16 protein-coding genes are annotated in these 16,185 nt (G+C 68.9%); 13 read left to right on the top strand and 3 right to left on the bottom strand.

All coding sequences use genetic code 11. The features are described from left to right. Positions 1 to 23: 23 nt before the first annotated feature. The gene (gene tuf, locus ACLQ3C_RS19665; protein ID WP_425706781.1) at positions 24 to 1,214 is read left to right on the top strand and encodes an elongation factor Tu; all 1,191 of its coding nucleotides are present in this window, start codon (positions 24 to 26) and stop codon (positions 1,212 to 1,214) included. 271 nt (positions 1,215 to 1,485) lie between these two features. Then, the gene (locus ACLQ3C_RS19660; protein ID WP_425706780.1) at positions 1,486 to 2,457 is read left to right on the top strand and encodes an alpha/beta hydrolase; all 972 of its coding nucleotides are present in this window, start codon (positions 1,486 to 1,488) and stop codon (positions 2,455 to 2,457) included. Between the two features lie 179 nt (positions 2,458 to 2,636). Here ACLQ3C_RS19660 and ACLQ3C_RS19655 read toward each other — a convergent pair whose 3' ends face one another. Further along, a complete protein-coding gene (locus ACLQ3C_RS19655; RefSeq protein ID WP_425706779.1) occupies positions 2,637 to 3,152 on the bottom strand; it encodes a response regulator transcription factor in 516 nt (171 codons plus the stop codon). A gap of 422 nt (positions 3,153 to 3,574) precedes the next feature. Here ACLQ3C_RS19655 and ACLQ3C_RS19650 point away from each other — a divergent pair, with 422 nt between their 5' ends. Beyond that, complete coding sequence (locus ACLQ3C_RS19650) at positions 3,575 to 6,994, top strand: hypothetical protein (protein WP_425706778.1); 3,420 nt, start codon at positions 3,575 to 3,577, stop codon at positions 6,992 to 6,994. Positions 6,995 to 7,038: 44 nt separating this feature from the next. Further along, positions 7,039 to 7,803, top strand: a complete 765-nt coding sequence (locus ACLQ3C_RS19645) for an alpha/beta fold hydrolase (protein ID WP_425706777.1) — start codon at positions 7,039 to 7,041, stop codon at positions 7,801 to 7,803. Between the two features lie 14 nt (positions 7,804 to 7,817). Here ACLQ3C_RS19645 and ACLQ3C_RS19640 read toward each other — a convergent pair whose 3' ends face one another. Beyond that, positions 7,818 to 8,765 carry an oxygenase MpaB family protein gene (locus ACLQ3C_RS19640; RefSeq protein WP_425706776.1) on the bottom strand — a complete coding sequence of 316 codons (948 nt, stop codon included), beginning with the start codon at positions 8,763 to 8,765 and terminating at the stop codon, positions 7,818 to 7,820. 96 nt (positions 8,766 to 8,861) lie between these two features. Here ACLQ3C_RS19640 and ACLQ3C_RS19635 point away from each other — a divergent pair, with 96 nt between their 5' ends. The 9 genes from ACLQ3C_RS19635 (at position 8,862) to ACLQ3C_RS19595 (ending at position 15,897) form a co-directional block, all read left to right on the top strand. Continuing rightward, on the top strand, positions 8,862 to 9,836 hold the full coding sequence (locus ACLQ3C_RS19635; RefSeq protein WP_425706805.1) for an o-succinylbenzoate synthase: 975 nt from the start codon (positions 8,862 to 8,864) through the stop codon (positions 9,834 to 9,836). A gap of 146 nt (positions 9,837 to 9,982) precedes the next feature. Beyond that, positions 9,983 to 10,609: a TetR/AcrR family transcriptional regulator gene (locus ACLQ3C_RS19630; protein ID WP_425706775.1), complete on the top strand. Its 627-nt coding sequence runs from the start codon at positions 9,983 to 9,985 to the stop codon at positions 10,607 to 10,609. Positions 10,610 to 10,664: 55 nt separating this feature from the next. Continuing rightward, positions 10,665 to 11,534: an SDR family oxidoreductase gene (locus ACLQ3C_RS19625; RefSeq protein ID WP_425706774.1), complete on the top strand. Its 870-nt coding sequence runs from the start codon at positions 10,665 to 10,667 to the stop codon at positions 11,532 to 11,534. Continuing rightward, the gene (locus ACLQ3C_RS19620) at positions 11,531 to 12,127 is read left to right on the top strand and encodes a hypothetical protein (RefSeq protein WP_425706773.1); all 597 of its coding nucleotides are present in this window, start codon (positions 11,531 to 11,533) and stop codon (positions 12,125 to 12,127) included. The genes ACLQ3C_RS19625 and ACLQ3C_RS19620 overlap by 4 nt, the downstream gene beginning before the upstream one ends. Continuing rightward, complete coding sequence (locus ACLQ3C_RS19615; protein WP_425706772.1) at positions 12,124 to 12,627, top strand: hypothetical protein; 504 nt, start codon at positions 12,124 to 12,126, stop codon at positions 12,625 to 12,627. The genes ACLQ3C_RS19620 and ACLQ3C_RS19615 overlap by 4 nt, the downstream gene beginning before the upstream one ends. Beyond that, on the top strand, positions 12,624 to 13,286 hold the full coding sequence (locus ACLQ3C_RS19610; protein WP_425706771.1) for a hypothetical protein: 663 nt from the start codon (positions 12,624 to 12,626) through the stop codon (positions 13,284 to 13,286). The genes ACLQ3C_RS19615 and ACLQ3C_RS19610 overlap by 4 nt, the downstream gene beginning before the upstream one ends. Continuing rightward, complete coding sequence (locus tag ACLQ3C_RS19605; protein ID WP_425706770.1) at positions 13,283 to 13,900, top strand: hypothetical protein; 618 nt, start codon at positions 13,283 to 13,285, stop codon at positions 13,898 to 13,900. The genes ACLQ3C_RS19610 and ACLQ3C_RS19605 overlap by 4 nt, the downstream gene beginning before the upstream one ends. 42 nt (positions 13,901 to 13,942) lie before the next feature. Then, positions 13,943 to 15,166: an NAD(P)/FAD-dependent oxidoreductase gene (locus ACLQ3C_RS19600; RefSeq protein ID WP_425706769.1), complete on the top strand. Its 1,224-nt coding sequence runs from the start codon at positions 13,943 to 13,945 to the stop codon at positions 15,164 to 15,166. Further along, positions 15,163 to 15,897 (top strand): DNA alkylation repair protein, encoded by a 735-nt coding sequence (locus ACLQ3C_RS19595; protein ID WP_425706768.1) that lies wholly within the window; start codon positions 15,163 to 15,165, stop codon positions 15,895 to 15,897. The genes ACLQ3C_RS19600 and ACLQ3C_RS19595 overlap by 4 nt, the downstream gene beginning before the upstream one ends. A 189-nt stretch (positions 15,898 to 16,086) precedes the next feature. Here ACLQ3C_RS19595 and ACLQ3C_RS19590 read toward each other — a convergent pair. Further along, positions 16,087 to 16,185 (bottom strand): HNH endonuclease (locus tag ACLQ3C_RS19590; protein WP_425706804.1); only part of this gene is annotated, 99 nt, incomplete at its 5' end.

The raw sequence follows: 16,185 nt of genomic DNA, 5'->3' as shown, positions 1-16,185 counted from the left end.
AACAAGTCCAGGAGGACAATCAAGTGGCGAAGGCGAAGTTCGAGCGGACCAAGCCGCACGTGAACATCGGCACCATCGGTCACGTCGACCACGGCAAGACCACCCTGACCGCGGCCATCACCAAGGTCCTGCACGATAAGTTCCCGGAGCTCAACAAGAGCTTCGCGTTCGATCAGATCGACAAGGCTCCCGAAGAGAAGGCTCGTGGCATCACGATCAACATCTCGCATGTGGAGTACGAGACCGTCAAGCGTCACTACGCGCACGTCGATGCACCCGGTCACGCCGACTACATCAAGAACATGATCACCGGTGCGGCCCAGATGGACGGCGCGATCCTCGTGGTCGCCGCCACCGACGGTCCGATGCCGCAGACCCGTGAGCACGTGCTGCTGGCCCGTCAGGTCGGTGTGCCCTACATCCTGGTCGCCCTGAACAAGGCCGACATGGTCGACGACGACGAGATCATCGAGCTCGTCGAGCTGGAGGTCCGCGAACTGCTGGCCGCCCAGGAATTCGACGAGGATGCCCCCGTCGTCAAGGTGTCGGCGCTCAAGGCTCTCGAGGGCGACCCGCAGTGGGTCAAGTCCGTCGAGGACCTGATGGATGCGGTCGACGAGTCGATCCCGGATCCGGTTCGCGAGACCGACAAGCCGTTCCTGATGCCCGTCGAGGACGTCTTCACCATCACCGGCCGCGGCACCGTGGTCACCGGTCGTGTGGAGCGCGGCGAGGTCAACGTGAACGAGGAGGTCGAGATCGTCGGCATCCGCGAGAAGTCGACCAAGACCACCGTCACCGGCATCGAGATGTTCCACAAGCTCCTCGATTCCGCGCAGGCAGGCGACAACGCCGGACTGCTGCTCCGCGGCCTCAAGCGTGAGGACGTCGAGCGTGGCCAGGTCGTCGTGAAGCCGGGTACCACGACCCCGCACACCGAGTTCGAGGGCCAGGCCTACATCCTGTCCAAGGACGAGGGCGGCCGTCACACCCCGTTCTTCAACAACTACCGTCCGCAGTTCTACTTCCGTACCACCGACGTGACCGGCGTCGTGACCCTCCCCGAGGGCACCGAAATGGTCATGCCGGGCGACAACACCGAGATGAGCGTCAAGCTCATCCAGCCGGTCGCCATGGACGAAGGCCTGCGCTTCGCCATCCGCGAGGGTGGCCGCACCGTCGGTGCGGGTCGGGTCACGAAGATCAACAAGTGACTCTGACCCACTGAGTCGCAAAAAGGCGCTCCAGCCGCGTAAGCGGGTGGGGCGCCTTTTTCGTACCCATAACCTTTGTGCCGTAGATCGGTGCCACATGCTGACACCGATCTACGGCACAAGGCGTGTCCAACGCCGATCGGTACACCTCGCCAGTCACATTAGTAACATCCTGCCCCAATTGCCACTTGGGTAACCGACTGGTCTCAATGTCGGAGCCCTGTGGTCACAGCTCTGGCTCGAGGGGACGTCATCGACTTAATGTCCCTGGGTGCGTTCAATTCTGAGGCGGTCGGTCCAACGTCGCGTGGGCCGGCGGGTGCTGGCTGTTGCGGTCGTGTCGGCAGCCGTGGTGGTGTCGGTGTCGGCTGGGGTGGGTGATGCCGATGCGGCGTCGCTGAACCGGATCTCGGTCGGTGGGTGCGGCATGCCGGCGAGTCCGGTCGACATCTGGGCGCGGTCGGGCAACTACAAGACCGTCATCGCCCTGGACGGAATGCGCGCCACGAACGACATGAGCGGCTGGCGGCACGAGACGAACATCGCGCGGCTGGCCGATTCCGGTGTCAACGTCGTGGAGCCCGTGGGTGGCATCGCCAGCTTCTACACCAACTGGGAGTCGGCCAGCCCGGGCAACAAGATCAAGTACCGCTATCAGTGGACATGCCGGCTGGACCGGATCGTGGCGGCTCTCGACGCCCGCGGGCTCGCGGTCGGGCCGCGGGGCAAGTACGCCATGATGGGCATCTCCATGGGCGGCGGATCAGCGATGATCTACGGCGCCTATCACCGCAACCGGATCTCGCACGTGTTCTCGATGTCGGGATATGTGAACCTGTCCGCGCCGACGATGCGCGAGGCGATCCGGCTCGCGTTGATCGATGCGGGAGTGGAGGCCGGGCTCGGGCCGTTCAGCGCCGACGCGATGTGGGGTCCACCGTGGAACGCACGCTGGCAGGCCAACGACGCCCTGGTCCAGTTGCCGCGCATGCGGGGCATGAAGATCCGGGTTGCCGCCGGATCGGCCGCGTGGGGACGCTACAACACCAACGCCGTCGACGCGGTCAAGGGCACTCCGCTCGAGGCGGTGGCGTTGGCTCAGAGCCGCTCGTTCCAGATCGCCGCATCACTGGAGGGCATTCCGATCACCACCGACTTCCCCAACGTGGGCACGCACACCTGGGGCTATTGGCAGGACATGGTCTGGCGGGCGAAGAACGCCGGATGGTTCCGAGACCGCTGATCACCGGACAGGCGCCGACAGGGGATGCGGCGTCTTGCCGGTGTTGATCGGCGGTTGCGTTGCCGATCACCGTCGACGACGTGGCACCCCGACCCTCACGAGGGCGTCGGGTACCACGTCGTCGACGGTGCTCGTATCCGTGTCGGGAGCTCTGCCCACCGGATCGGGGCGGCAGGTGTTCACCAGTCGTCGAGCGTGACGTACCCGTCCTGGATGGCGCGCGCGAAGAGCGCCGACTTGGTGGTCGCGGCGCGACCGACGGACTCGTATTTCGTGCGGATGCGGGCGACGTGGGTACTGACCGTCGACACGCTGATGAACAACGACATGGCGGCTTCCTGCTTGGACTCGGCCCGCAACCACGCGACGAGAACTTCGATCTCGCGGCGGGACAGTCGCGGGTGCCGCACCATCGGGCGACTCGCCGGATGTAGCTGACACAAGCGATGGTCGGAGACCGGCCGCCGCATCGAGGGCGGATCCTGCGTACCGGGGATGATGACAACCTCCTGGGGATGGCGCGCCGCGGCCCGATCCGGCGATGCGCAGATGCACGCGGTGTCGTCCGCGTGGACCAATAGTGGATAGGTTGTCGTGCGCAGGCGCGTCTGATCGGTCCAGAATCGGAAGTCGATACATTTCTCGATACGCTGACCAGGGCGAACCTGGCCCGACGACAGGACCGCTCTCGCCATGGGACCCGATGCCGTTCACAGCCGCGACGATCTGGGGCGGGCGCTGACCGGCCTCCGGGAGCGCTCCGGGCTGAGCGTCCGCGAGGTCGCCGGCGACGCCGACGCATTGCTCGGCACGGTCGCCGGCTGGTTCGCCGGGCAGCATGCTCCCACCGGCGCTAGTCGCGAGATGTTCGAGCGGGTGCTGCACGCGTGCGGCGTCGTCGATCCGACGGACGTCGACCGGTGGTGGGCGGCTGCCGAACGGTCGTCCCGACGGGCCCGCAAGAAGGCCGCGGCCGTGTCGCCGTATCGAGGGTTCGCCCCGTTCTCCGCCGACGACGGCGCATGGTTCTTCGGCCGCGACGAGATGGTCGATCGCCTGGCACAGATGGTGCACCGCCGGCTTCCTGAAACCCCGGGGACCGAGGCGAGCATCGCCGGTGAGTCGTGGGCGCACTCCGCAAGTGGCCGTGGTCGGGGCATCGGGAGCCGGCAAGTCCTCACTGGTGCGGGCGGGCCTGCTACCGCGCATCGGTGCGCAGGAGCCGTTCGCGCAGTGGCACGCGACGGTCATGGTGCCCGGCGACGACCCGGCCGGCGCCCTCGCCGAGGCGGTCGCGGAGTTGGACGAGTCAGGGGAACTGGACAAGGCGGGGGCGCAGGACGAGACACGGGCCGACGAGCCGGTGCTGCTGGTGATCGACCAACTCGAGGAGTTGTGGACGCAGGGCGACCGGGCGGCCCGGCTCGAGCTGTCGGCGGGGTTGGCGGACTTTCTGTCGCGACGTCGCACAGTGGTCCTCGGCGTGCTGCGCGCCGACTTCTACGAGCGCGCGGCCGCCGGTCCGGGGCTCGCGTCGGTGCTCGCCGACTCGCAGCTACTCGTCGCCCCGATGTCGCCGGAGCAACTGCGCGAGGTCATCGTGGCACCCGCGGAGGCCGCCGGACTCAGCGTCGACGACGACCTCGTCACCATGTTGCTCGACGACGTGGCGCCGTCCACGCGCGCGACCGTCGGCGCCGGGGTGCTGCCCCTGCTGTCGCATGCGCTGCGGGCGACGTGGGAGAAGTCCGACGGCCGGCGCCTCACGGTGCGTGACTATGTGTCGACCGGCCGGATCTCGGGTGCGGTCGAGCAGACGGCCGAGTCGGTCTTCGGCTCGCTCGATCCCGCGCACCAGGCGGCGGCCCGGCGCATCCTCCTGGAGATGGTCAACGTCGACGAGGAGACCGTGACCCGGCGCACCGTCCGGCTGGCCGATCTGGCGGCCGACGATCCGTCGGGCATGAACCGGCAGGTGCTCGACACCTTCGCCGCGGCGCGATTGGTCACGCTGACGTCGTCGGCCGCCCAGGTCGCCCACGAGGCGTTGCTGACGGCGTGGCCGCGACTGGACCAGTGGATCGACGCCGACCGCGAGCGACTCCTGCTCCGACGGCGGCTGCGAGCGCTGTGCGAACAGTGGGAGGCCAACGCGCGTCCCGACGATCTGCTGCCCATGCGGGCGCGACTGGAGATGTTCCGGCCCCTTGTCGCCGCCGACGATGTCGCGCTGGATCCGGCGAGCCGGCAGTTCCTGGCCGCCGGCGAGGCCCGGGTCCGCGCGCAGGACGAGCAGGAACGTCGGCGCACCGGCCAACTCCGCCGGATCGCCCTGGTCGCCGGGATCTTCGGGCTCGTCGCGGTGATCGCCGCGGTGGCCGCGGTGATCACCGGCCTACACGCCGTCTCCGATCGGGAAGAGGCCGAGGACGCCAAGAACGCGGCACTGAGCCGGCAGTTGGCGATCCAGTCGACCGAACTCGAGGCACGCGATCCCTTCCTCGCCGCACAGGTGGCGATGGTCGCCTTCCAGACCTCACCGACGCTGGAGGCTCGGTCCCGGCTGATCGACGCGACCGGTCATGGCGTGCCCGACCGATATGTCGGCGAGGGTGGCTCGGTGCTGCTGGCGCGCTCGGGCCGGCTGCTCGTGGCCGCCGGCGGCGGTGGGCAGGTCCGGTTGTTCGACGTGTCCGACCACGGGATCGACCGGCTCATCGCGACATTCTGGGCGCCCGGTGGTGGCGGCCGGCTCGGTGGGGTGGGAATCCTGCCCGGAACCCGAACGGTTCTGCTCGGTGGCCGAAACACGCTGACCGCATGGAACGTCGCCGATCCGGCACATCCGGTCCGTGCCTTCGACTTCCCGGATGTGCGCGGTGACGTCAACGCGATCGCGGTCAGCCCCGACGGACGGTTCGTGGTCGCCGACGTGCCAGACACCGGCGTGCAGGCGTGGGTGGACTCGGGTGGAACGTGGCGTCCGGTTGCCTTGCCGGACAAGGTGTCCGGAGTCGCCGGCGCTGCCGCATTCAGTCCGGACGGCCGCTCGCTGGCGACGAGTAGCGCCAATCGCCGCATCGATCTATGGCATATCGAGGGTGACGCGATCGTGCCGGCCGGCGAGATCCCGCTCGACGCGTGGCGCGACAACGAACTGGCCCAGGGCCTGGTGTACACGCCCGACGGCACCCGGCTGGTCGCGGCGCTGCGCAGTCGGGTCATCGACGTCTTCGACGTCACCGACCCCGCGCAGCCCCGAAAGTCCGCTGGTTTCGGCGGTTTCGAGAGCTATGTGACCGCAGTGGCCGTCAATGCCGACGGCACCGAGATCGCCGGTGCCGGCGCCGACAACACCCTGCGCATCTTCGATACGACGAACCCGTCGGCGTCACCGCGGGTGCTGACGGGATCATCGAATCCGGTAGCGGCGGTGTTCGCCGGAGATCATGTGATCGCGTCGAGTGACGATGGGCGCGTACAGGATTGGCCGCCGGTGTCGAATATGACCGTGGTCGGCCCCAACAATGTCTATCAGATCCCGGCCAACGGCACGACGACGCGGCTGCTGGCGGCCGACTCCAGTACCGATGGCCGGATCACGGACTGGAATGTCGCGCCCGACGGGTTGCACCGGGCCGGACCGGATCTGGTGCCGCCGGCCGGCATCGTCTACTCGGGAGCGGTGACGCTCACCGCGTCGGGGCGTACCGCGGCGATCGGAACGGTCACCGGCGCGGTGCAATTCGCCGACATGTCGGATCCGGCGAATCCGCATCTGGTCGGTTCGGTGGATGCGCAGCGGACCCTCAACGAGACCGTCGACTACAGCGAACGGTCACATGTGGCGGTGACCGGCGCCACCGACAGCAACACGATCACGGTGATCGACGCGGCGAACCTGACGGCACCCAAGGTGGTGTCGACCTTCGATGCCGGCGGTGGGGTGTGGTGGACGTCGTTGAGTCCGGACGGCCACACACTCGCGGCGGCCACGTCCACTGGGGCCGTGCGGCTGATCGATGTGAGCAATCCCGCTGCGCCGAAGGCATATCGGAATCCGATCCGTTTCCACGGCGCTGCTCTGGCCGTGCGGTTCGACGCGTCGGGCAAGCAGATCGTGGCGACGTCGGAGGAACGTCGGGTCGTCGTCGCCGATGTGTCGCACCCGAATTCGCCGCACACGGTGGTGTCGCTGTCGGGGCCGGCGGGGCAGCTCTACAGCGCCGGCTTCTCCGCGGACGGCTCCCACATCGTCGCCGGCGGTGGCAACTCCGAGGTGTGGGTGTGGAACCTGGCCGACGGCGGGCATGCCGAGGTGGTGTTGCGCTCCTTCCCGGGGCGCGTGTACGACGTCCGGTTCGCCCCGGGTGACCGGATCATCGCGGCCGGCGAGACGGGGGCGATCGAGACCTGGCAGCTGAGCCCCGATGCGATCATCGGCGCTCAATGCGACCGGCCCGGCGACCAGATCACCACCGAAGAATGGCACACCTACGTCCACGGCATGGCCTATCGGCCACCGTGCCGACGGTGATGCCCACCGCGGACGCCGCCGCCGGCGCTGGTAACTTGGGGCGAATGCGGTTGTTGCAGCGACCGACCGACGTCGGTGACCTGGCACTCGCGGTCCGGGTCGACCCGTCGCCAGACGGTGCCGATACCGCGCCGCCGGTGCTGCTGGTGCATGGCATGGGAAGTGATCACAGCACGTGGCGGTCGTTCGCCTCGGCGTTGCGCCGCGACGGACGTTCGGTGCTCGCGGTGGATCTGCGTGGACACGGGCGCAGCGGGCGACCCGGCGATTATGCGCTGGATTCCTTTGCCGCCGATCTGCGTTTCGTGCTCGATGACCTCGATATCGGCCGGGCCGACGTCGTCGGCCACTCACTCGGCGCCCACACTGCGCTGCGGCTGGCGATGAATGATCCGGAACGGGTTCGTTCGCTGGTCCTCGAAGAGGTGCCGCCGATGCCCCGCGGGCAGGCCGATCTCGACGAAGAGATCGCTCCCTCAGCGGGTTTCGGAGATCGACTGCGCGGGCTGGGATGGCTGATGCTCAATCCGATGCCGGTGGTGCGGTTCGATCGCGCGGTCGGCGAGCAGGTCGGTGCGGCGTTCGAACGTCCCGAACCGCAGTGGTGGGACCGGTTGCCGGACGTGTCGGCACGCACGCTGGTCATCTCCGGCGGACCCCGCAGCTTCCTGCCGTCGGAGCATCTGCAGACGCTGGCCGCCGACGTCCCCGATGCCCGCTTCCAGATGATCGATGCCGGACACTCGGTGCACCGGGACCGTCGCCGCGAATTCACTGCCGCCGCAGGGAGTTTCCTGGCCGGTCGATGACGCATGGCCCGGTGCTACTTCGTTGGGCTGTTGTGCAGCCGGCGCGGGTCGACCCCGACCTGCTCCCAGGCCTCGGCGGCCCACGGCAGGTACAGCCGGCGCAGCGGTAGCCGGTTGAACACCGGGTTGAGTGCGCGCATGAGTGCGGCAAAGCGCTGGAAGTTCTTTTCGTGCTTGGTATCCCAGGGTAGGCCGCAGACCGCGCGCATCTGCGGCGGGAGCGTTCCGACGACGACGGTGCCGATGGCGGCGTTCAGCGGTGCCGCCGCAACACGCCACACCGGCGCCGGAATGCGCGGGGGCCGCGGGAGTCCCTTGCGGATGTAGCCGGTGGCGTAGACGACGGTTCGGTGCGGCACGAACCGCTCGAGCATGTCATCCCAGTACGCACGGAACTCGGCGTACGTCTGGGGCTGGCTACGGGGGCTGACCCCGTAGAGCTCGTACCAGATCTTGCTCTCGGCGAAGATCTGCTCCTTCTCGGCGTCGGACAACCGGCGGATGAAAGTGTCGGTGATGTAGAGCACCTGATCGACGAAAGTGGCGTGCGCCCAATAGAACAGCTCCGGATTGAGTGCGTGATACCGGGAGCCGTCGCTGATCGTGCCCTTGATGTCGCGGTGGAAGTCGCGGACCGTGCGGCCCCACTTGGCCGGCTCGGTGCTGTAGACGGTCCGCATGACCGGCGGGCCGGTGCGGCGGGCGCGTCCGAGGAAGTCGTCGAAGATCACCGAGTGCTCGAGTACGGCCTCGCCGAGCTGTTCGATGCAGTTCTCGGTACCTGCGAGTCGCTGGAAGCCGAGAACTCCGCGGACGTCGCCGTAGAACTTCCAGATGAGTGAGTCCGCGCCGAGGCGAGGGCGCGGCGTCGTGTCGTCGGGTTCGGACCCGTCGGTCACGGCCTCCACGAGGACCGGCTCCGCCTCCCGGATCGCGGAATCGAAACCCTGGTTCACTGTCATGGCGAGACTCTAGCGCATGAAGGAACGATCGACCATAATTGTTCCAATGACGACCCCGGGCGGTCGGGACGGAGGATGGATGTGGCAGGCGAGGACATGCCGTCGGCGGCGGATCTGCTCGAGAACGCGGCGGTGCTGAGCCTGCCGATGCGTACGCGCTTCCGGGGCATCACGACGCGTGAGCTGATGGTCTTCCGCGGGCCGGCTGGGTGGGGCGAGTTCGGTCCCTTCGTCGAATACGACGACGAGGAGTCGGCACCCTGGCTGGCCGCCGGTATCGAGGCCGCCTATCTCGGGCCACCGCCTGCGCTTCGTGACCGGGTGCCGGTCAACGCGACGGTCCCGGCGGTGCCGGCGTCGGAGGTCGCAGGCATCCTGGCGCGCTATCCCGGCGCGCAGACGGCCAAGGTGAAGGTGGCCGAACCCGGACAGACGCTCGACGACGACGTCGCCCGGGTTGCCGCCACCCGCGCGGTCCTCGGGCGGGTGCGGGTGGATGCCAACGGCAAATGGTCTGTCCCACAGGCGATCACGGCGCTGCGGGCCATCGGTGACCTCGAATATGCCGAGCAGCCTTGCGCCACGGTCGAAGAACTGGCGGAGGTGCGTCGGGCGGTCGACGTCCCGATCGCCGCGGACGAGTCGATCCGCAAGGCCGCCGACCCCATGCGGGTGGTCGCCGCCGGGGCCGCCGACGTCGCGGTGCTCAAGGTGGCGCCGCTCGGTGGTATGCGAGCGGTGCTCGCCTTGGCCGCCGAAATCGGTATGCCGGTGGTGGTCTCGAGTGCACTCGACTCTGCGGTCGGCATCGCGGCGGGGGTCGCTGCGGCCGCCGCGCTGCCCGAGCTCGACCTCGCCTGCGGGCTCGGCACCGGAACGCTGTTCGAGCGTGACGTCACCGAGCCGTTCCGGCCCGTCGACGGCCACCTCACCCCGCGCTGGATCGCGCCCGACGATCTTGCGCCCGAGGGCCCGGCGATCCTGGCCGACGAGGTGCGTCGGCGATGGTGGTTCGAGCGGCTGGAACGCTGTCATCACGTCCTCGCCGAGCGCGGTCATCGGATCGGCTGACCGCGTGCACGGCATTGCCGCTCACTCATTTCGTTTCCGCTCGACGATCTCGTTGAGCGGGAAGGAAATCGTTGAGCGGGAACTCGACGCCGCTAGAGACATATCGTAGGGTCTGTTCCAGATCGCACCGACCGAATGGAGGGGCCATGACCGCCAGCGCCGACCCCGCAGGCAGCATCACCAGGCGAGGCAGTCGCAAGGTTCGCAACACCAACAGCCCCGCCGACCAGAATTCGGCGATCATCGCGGCTGCGGAAGCCGAGTTCTCCGAGGTCGGCGTGCGACGCGCCAACGTCGACGAGGTGGCCCGACGGGCCGGGGTGTCGCGCTCGACGCTCTACCGCCGCTTCCCCAACAAGGAGACCTTGCTGCTCGGTGTTGCCGCGGAGCTCTACGAGCGGGGCATGGTCCGCCTCGACGAGGCGGTGCGCGGTCTCGGTCCGCGCGCCGCCGTGGTCGAGGCGTTCGCCGCCGGCGCGGTGATGATCGCCGACGAACCACTGATGCGGCGGCTCGTGCTCACCGACCACGACATGGCACCGATCACCGCGTCGGTCACCGCACTCTTCATCGACGTCGCCACCGGCCGGGTTGCCGCGACACTGCGCACAGCCGGGGCGCAGATGCCCGAACAGGACCTTTTCGAGGCAGTGGAAATCCATGTGCGCCTGGTCATCTCCTTCCTGGAGACACCGAGTTCCGACGAGTCACGGCAGGCGCCGGAGCGGGTACGCGAGTTCGCCGAGAAGTTCCTCGCGCCGATGATCTGGTGACTGCTGGTACCGCGGCGCCGAGCATCACGCAGCACCACACCGAGGGAAGTATGAGATGAATCTTCGCAACAGGGGTACGGGCAACAGGGTTTTGGGCAACAGGGTTTTGGGCGACAAGGTTTTGGGCGACAAGGTGGTGGCGATCACCGGTGGTGCACGCGGTATCGGCTTCGAGACGGCACGCCAACTGCTCGCCGCCGGTGCCCGCGTCGTGATCGGCGACGTCGACGCCGAGGTGCTCGCCAAGTCCGCCGCCGACCTCGGGGTCGAGGGCGTCGAGGTCGACGTCACCGACCGGACGGTGTTCGCGTCGTTCCTCGACGAGACCGAGCGGCGCGTCGGGCCGATCGACGTCCTCGTCAACAACGCAGGCATCATGCCGGTCGGTGCCTTTCTCTCGTTCGACGAGACGCTGATCCGCCGCGCACTCGACATCGACCTATTCGGCGTGATCACCGGCAGTCAGCTTGCGGCACAACGTATGACGGCCCGCCGGTCGGGGCAGATCGTGAACATTGCATCGGTGGCCGGGCGGCTGCCGATGCCGGGCCTCGCGGTCTACAACGCGGTCAAGGCGGGGGTCATCGAGTTCTCCGAGGCGCTCGACGCCGAGCTGTCCGGGCAGGGGGTGCGCGTGAGCACAGTGATGCCGACGTTCACCCGCACCGGACTGATCTCGGGACTGACGACCAACCGCTACGTCCAGACGGTCGAGCCGGAGGTGGTCGCCGCCGCCGTGGTCGGCGTGATCGCCGCCCCGCGTACCCGCGTCGCCGCGCCCCGCACGATGCGGTGGGTCGACACCAATCCGGCGCTGCCGCAAGCACTCAAGCGCCTGACGCGCCGGCGGACCGGCCTCGACCGGATCTTCCTCGACTACGACGGCGCCGCCCGTGCCGACTACGACGCGCGCATGCGGCGATGACCGGGCGGTGGCCTGCGCTGCGGGCAACGCCCCCGGTTCGGCATGAGCGTCGGGCACGCCGCGAATTGCGGCGCGCCGCCGACGATCTCGACGATGTGCGCTGCGCCACCGGCGCGTTCCCGACGGTGCCCCGCTGGTGGTGGGCGATGCCGGTGCTGCTGCTCGTCGCCGCCGTGGCCGCCGCCGCCACGGGCGTGGTGATGTGGGTTCGCGCTGCGAATGCCTACACCGACACCGACTTCGAGGCGCGGGCCACCGACGTGGTCGAGCTGTTGCTGAGTCCGAACCCGACCGCCCCGGATCGGGTGCGTCAGGTTCTCGACGACGCGACCGGCGCCTTCTATGACGAGTTCGCCCAATCTGCCGACGCCTACACCGCTTTCGTGCGCCGCAGCGGAACCACGGCCACCGCAACCGTCGACGGCACCGGGGTCACCGCACGTAGCACGACGTCGGCGACCGTTCTGGTGGCCGCGACCGTCGGATATCAGCAGACCGATCATCGGATTCCCGACCGCAGATTCCGGTTGCGGGTGGCCGTCACCGACGACTCCGGTGTACTCAAAGTCGCGGCGGTGCAATACCTTCCATGAAATTCCGGACTTCCAGACGTATCATCGCCCCCGGCGCGGCATTGGCCGTGTCGGCGCTGATGGTGCTCGTACTGGCCGCACTGACCGCTGCGGTGGTGATGGCCGCGTCGGCGTTGGCCGATCATCGCACCGTCGCCGACAACCGGGACACGCTGCGGGCGCAGGCCGCCGGCATCGTCGCCACCGTCTTCTCGGTCGATGCAGCCGACTGGCAGGCCGACCGGGCGCGGTCGCGATCGCTGGTGGCCGCGGACTTCGCGGGCTCGTTCGCGGCGCAACTGCGGCGCGCGCCCGCCACCGGCACCGCCGCCATCCGCTGGCGCCCCGACTCGGTGGCCGTCATCGACGCGGGCACCGACGACGGTGACGTCCTCGTCCGCGCGAGCGTGGTGACCCGCGCCGACGGCGGTCAGGAGACCACCGACCATCTCACGTTGCGCGCCGGATTCGTTCTGGCCGAAGGACATTGGTTACTGCGTAGTGCCGAGGTGCTGCAATGACGGCCGGTGACAAGAGGACTCCCGCACAGGATCGCGGCACCTCCGATTCTGGTGCCTCGGCCCGGCTGCGACGCGCCCAGGAGCGAGTGGCAGTGGCCACTCGAGAGGCCCGGACAGCCCGGATCGCCGCCGCCCCCGACCTCCGCACACGCGCTCGCGCGCGTTCGCGATGGCTACGCGGGGGTCTGGCCGTCGGTGCCGCCGTCTCCGTAGCGCTCGCGGCGGCCGCGATCGTGCTCGCCGTGCTCGGCGCCCGAGCACAGGAGCGCACCGACACCCAGGACGACGTTCTCGCCGCCGCCCGGACGGCGGCCACCACGATGCTCACCTCCGACCCGGCGCACGCTGACGCCTACGTCGAGAAGGTGCTCGCCGGGAGCACCGGCGCGCAGCACGATCGGCTCGAACGGGCGCGCCCCGCACTGACGGAGGCGATCGCCGCGCAACCCGCACCGAGCGCCGGCCGGGTCCTCTCGGCCGGACTCATCAGCGATCCAGGCGGCTCGGACCCGGGCGCCCATGCCGAGGCGCTGCTGGTGGTGCAGGCATCGAATCCGGTTCTCGTGGGCGGGGATCCGCAAGCCGATCGCCTCACCCTCCGGTTCGGTATGACCCGCACCGGCAGTGGCTGGCTCGTCGACTCGGCGGTGCCGGCATGACGCGGTTCGGAGTCACCTGGACCCAGCGCAACCGGGTGCGCCCACTCGTCCGGCCACACCGGGTGTCACGCCGGTTCTCGCGGCGGGGCCGCCGGGCGATGGCCGGTGCTGCCGTGCTGATCGTCGCGGCCCTCGTGGTCGCGGCCATCGCGTGGACCCAGGCACATCGGCAGACCCCACGACCCACCGACGCCGAGCGGTCCGCCGTCGAGCGGGCTGCGACGAGCGCGATCACCGCACTGATGACCTTCGGCGGCGAGCATGCGCCATCGCCCGCGACGGTCCGCACACATCTGAGTGACCCGCTGCTCGCGCGCTATGACGCCGACCGCGCCGACGTCGTGCTGCCCGGAGCCCTCGCCGCATCGGCGCGGATGACGGTCACCGTGATCGGGGTGGCGGTCGGCGAGTTCCATCCCGACCGCGCGCGGGTGCTGGCCTTCGGCGACCAGTCCGTCACCGTGCCAGATCCCGCAGCACCCGACCCCGCCGGTGCGGGCGCGGCATCGGGGAACGCTGAACATACACCTTATGAAAAGTGGTTGGTCATGAGTAAGGTGAACGGAACCTGGCTTCTGGCCGACATGCAACAGGTCGGTGATGTCACTCGCTGACGCGGGTCATCAGTCGCTGACATGAGAGGGCGTAGGACGACGATGAGTGCAGCAGGAGTGGTTGTGGTCGGGGCCGGCCTCGGGGCCGTCCGGCTCGCCGAGAACCTGCGCGCCAACGGCTACGAGTCGCCCATCACGTTGATCGGCGCCGAGCCGTATGCACCCTACGACCGGCCGCCGCTGTCGAAGACGGTGCTGCTCGGCAAAGACGAGCGCGTCGATCTGAAACCCGCCGAGTTCTACGGCGATTCGTCGATCACGCTGCGTCTGGGCCGGCGGGTCACCGCGGTCGACCCGAAGGCCAAGGCCGTCACCGTGCAGAGCACCGGTGGCGGCGACGCCGTGCAGATCGCCTACGATCAGCTGGTTCTGGCCACGGGCCTCACGTCGCGCAAGTTCCCCGGCGCCGAGAAACTGACCGGCGTACACACCCTGCGCACCTTCGATGACGCGGTCGTCTTGCGCGCCGAGATCGACGCCGCGCGGACGGCCGTCGTCATCGGCGCCGGTTTCATCGGATGTGAGGTGGCGGCGAGCCTGACCGCGCGTGGCGTGCAGGTGACGCTCGTCGAGCCCGCGCCGACCCCGTTGGCCCTGGCGCTGGGCGCGCAGATCGGCGCCCTGGTGACCCGTATGCACACCGCGAACGGGGTGGACGTCCGTGCGGCTATCGGGGTCGACGAGATCGTCGGTGATCCCTCGGGTGCGGTGCGCGCGGTGCGATTGTCCGATGGCACCGACGTACCCGCCGACATCGTCGTCGTCGGCATCGGTTCGATTCCGGTCACCGACTACCTGACCGGCTCCGGAATCGAGCTCGCCGCACGCGAGGCGGGTGGCGGGATCGCCTGCGGCCCCGATGGAAGCACCGGTGCCGCCGATGTCTACGCGCTCGGTGACGTCGCGAACTGGCGGGACGAGAGCGGCGCAGCCCGGCGCGTCGAGCATTGGAACCACACGGTTGATCAGGCTGCAGTGGTCGCTGCCGCGATCGCCGGCGGACCGCGCGCGCCCATCAAGGCCGCGGTGCCGTACTTCTGGAGCGATCAGTTCGGAGTGAAGATCCAGGTCCTCGGGCGTCCCCGCCCCGACGACGACGTGCACGTCGTCAGCGACGACGGTGCCAGGTTCCTGGCCTATTACTCCCGGGACGGAATCCTGACCGCAGTGGCCGGCGCGGGCAAGGCGGGCGCGGTGATGAAGTCCCGGGCCAAGCTGCAGACCCCCACGCCCATCGACGAAGTCCTCCCGCCCCACCAGTCGTGACCTGGCCGGCCCGGAATCCGCTTGCGGCACAGGTTGTCGCGTCGGTCACCGACCTTGCCGATCCGGTGCGGGCCGACCGGGTGGCCCGCTATCTGCAGGCCGTACCCGGCGGCTACGGCGAGGGTGATGAGTTCCTCGGGGTGTCGGTTCCACAGTTGCGGACCCTCGCCCGACGATGGCGCGGCATCGACCGCGAACCGGTCAACGAGCTGCTGACCTCGCGATTCCACGAAATCCGATTCCTGGCGCTGCTGCTGATGGACGGCGAGTGCGCACGCGCCGACGACGCCGCGGCCGGTGACTGGGTCGCCGACTATCGAGTTGCCCTCGATCAAGGGCGAGTGAACAATTGGGATCTCGTCGACTGCTCGGCCGCACCGATCGTCGGACGGTGGTGCCTGCGCCGCGGTGACTTCGGGCTGCTGCTCGAGCTCGTGGCCGACGAGCGGCTGTGGCACCGACGGACCGGAATCGTCGGCACCCACGCCCACCTGCGGGCGGGTGACCCGTCGGCCACTCTGGCGGTCGCGCCGATCGTGATCGGTGACCGCCGCGACCTCATCCAAAAGGCGTTCGGGTGGATGCTGCGCGAAATGGGTAAGCGCGTCGAAACCCGCACGCTCACCGAATATCTCGACGTCAACGCAGCGCAGATGGGACGCACCGCGCTGCGCTATGCGATCGAGCACCTCGACGCGTCGGCACGCAGCGAGTACCGCGCGCTGCGGTGACATGTTCGGCGGCTTCCGCCACGTCGCGCCGGCCCGGCAGTCGTGGGCCCGGAAGTCGTGGGGCCGAGCCCTATGAAGTTCTCAACGAACGGTCGAGGTCCCGGAAGGCCGGGTGCGGGTCAGAAAGTCATTGTGGGTAGGGCGGTTTCAAGCAGCTGAGTTCAGGCGGCTGGTGTCAGGCGGCCGGTTTCAGGCAGCGCTGTCGAGGTGGAGGGTGCGCCGGTTGTAGGCCGGCAGCGGTCGTCGTCGGGGATCGACCGTGGCGGGTGGGATCAGCCACGGATGCCG

It is taken from the genome of Gordonia sp. DT30 (genome assembly GCF_049844915.1).
Classification (GTDB): Bacteria; Actinomycetota; Actinomycetes; order Mycobacteriales; family Mycobacteriaceae; genus Gordonia.
This window is presented reverse-complemented; position numbering and strand designations above follow the sequence as displayed.

Excerpts from the sequence above, each read along its gene's own strand:
- ACLQ3C_RS19625 (WP_425706774.1), top strand. The coding sequence starts at position 10,665 with ATGAATCTTCGCAACAGGGGTACGGGCAACAGGGTTTTGGGCAACAGG.
- ACLQ3C_RS19655 (WP_425706779.1), bottom strand. The coding sequence starts at position 3,152 with ATGGCGAGAGCGGTCCTGTCGTCGGGCCAGGTTCGCCCTGGTCAGCGT.
- ACLQ3C_RS19630 (WP_425706775.1), top strand. The coding sequence starts at position 9,983 with ATGACCGCCAGCGCCGACCCCGCAGGCAGCATCACCAGGCGAGGCAGT.
- ACLQ3C_RS19610 (WP_425706771.1), top strand. The coding sequence starts at position 12,624 with ATGACGGCCGGTGACAAGAGGACTCCCGCACAGGATCGCGGCACCTCC.
- ACLQ3C_RS19600 (WP_425706769.1), top strand. The coding sequence starts at position 13,943 with ATGAGTGCAGCAGGAGTGGTTGTGGTCGGGGCCGGCCTCGGGGCCGTC.
- ACLQ3C_RS19635 (WP_425706805.1), top strand. The coding sequence starts at position 8,862 with ATGCCGTCGGCGGCGGATCTGCTCGAGAACGCGGCGGTGCTGAGCCTG.
- ACLQ3C_RS19605 (WP_425706770.1), top strand. The coding sequence starts at position 13,283 with ATGACGCGGTTCGGAGTCACCTGGACCCAGCGCAACCGGGTGCGCCCA.
- ACLQ3C_RS19645 (WP_425706777.1), top strand. The coding sequence starts at position 7,039 with ATGCGGTTGTTGCAGCGACCGACCGACGTCGGTGACCTGGCACTCGCG.
- ACLQ3C_RS19620 (WP_425706773.1), top strand. The coding sequence starts at position 11,531 with ATGACCGGGCGGTGGCCTGCGCTGCGGGCAACGCCCCCGGTTCGGCAT.
- ACLQ3C_RS19640 (WP_425706776.1), bottom strand. The coding sequence starts at position 8,765 with ATGACAGTGAACCAGGGTTTCGATTCCGCGATCCGGGAGGCGGAGCCG.
- ACLQ3C_RS19615 (WP_425706772.1), top strand. The coding sequence starts at position 12,124 with ATGAAATTCCGGACTTCCAGACGTATCATCGCCCCCGGCGCGGCATTG.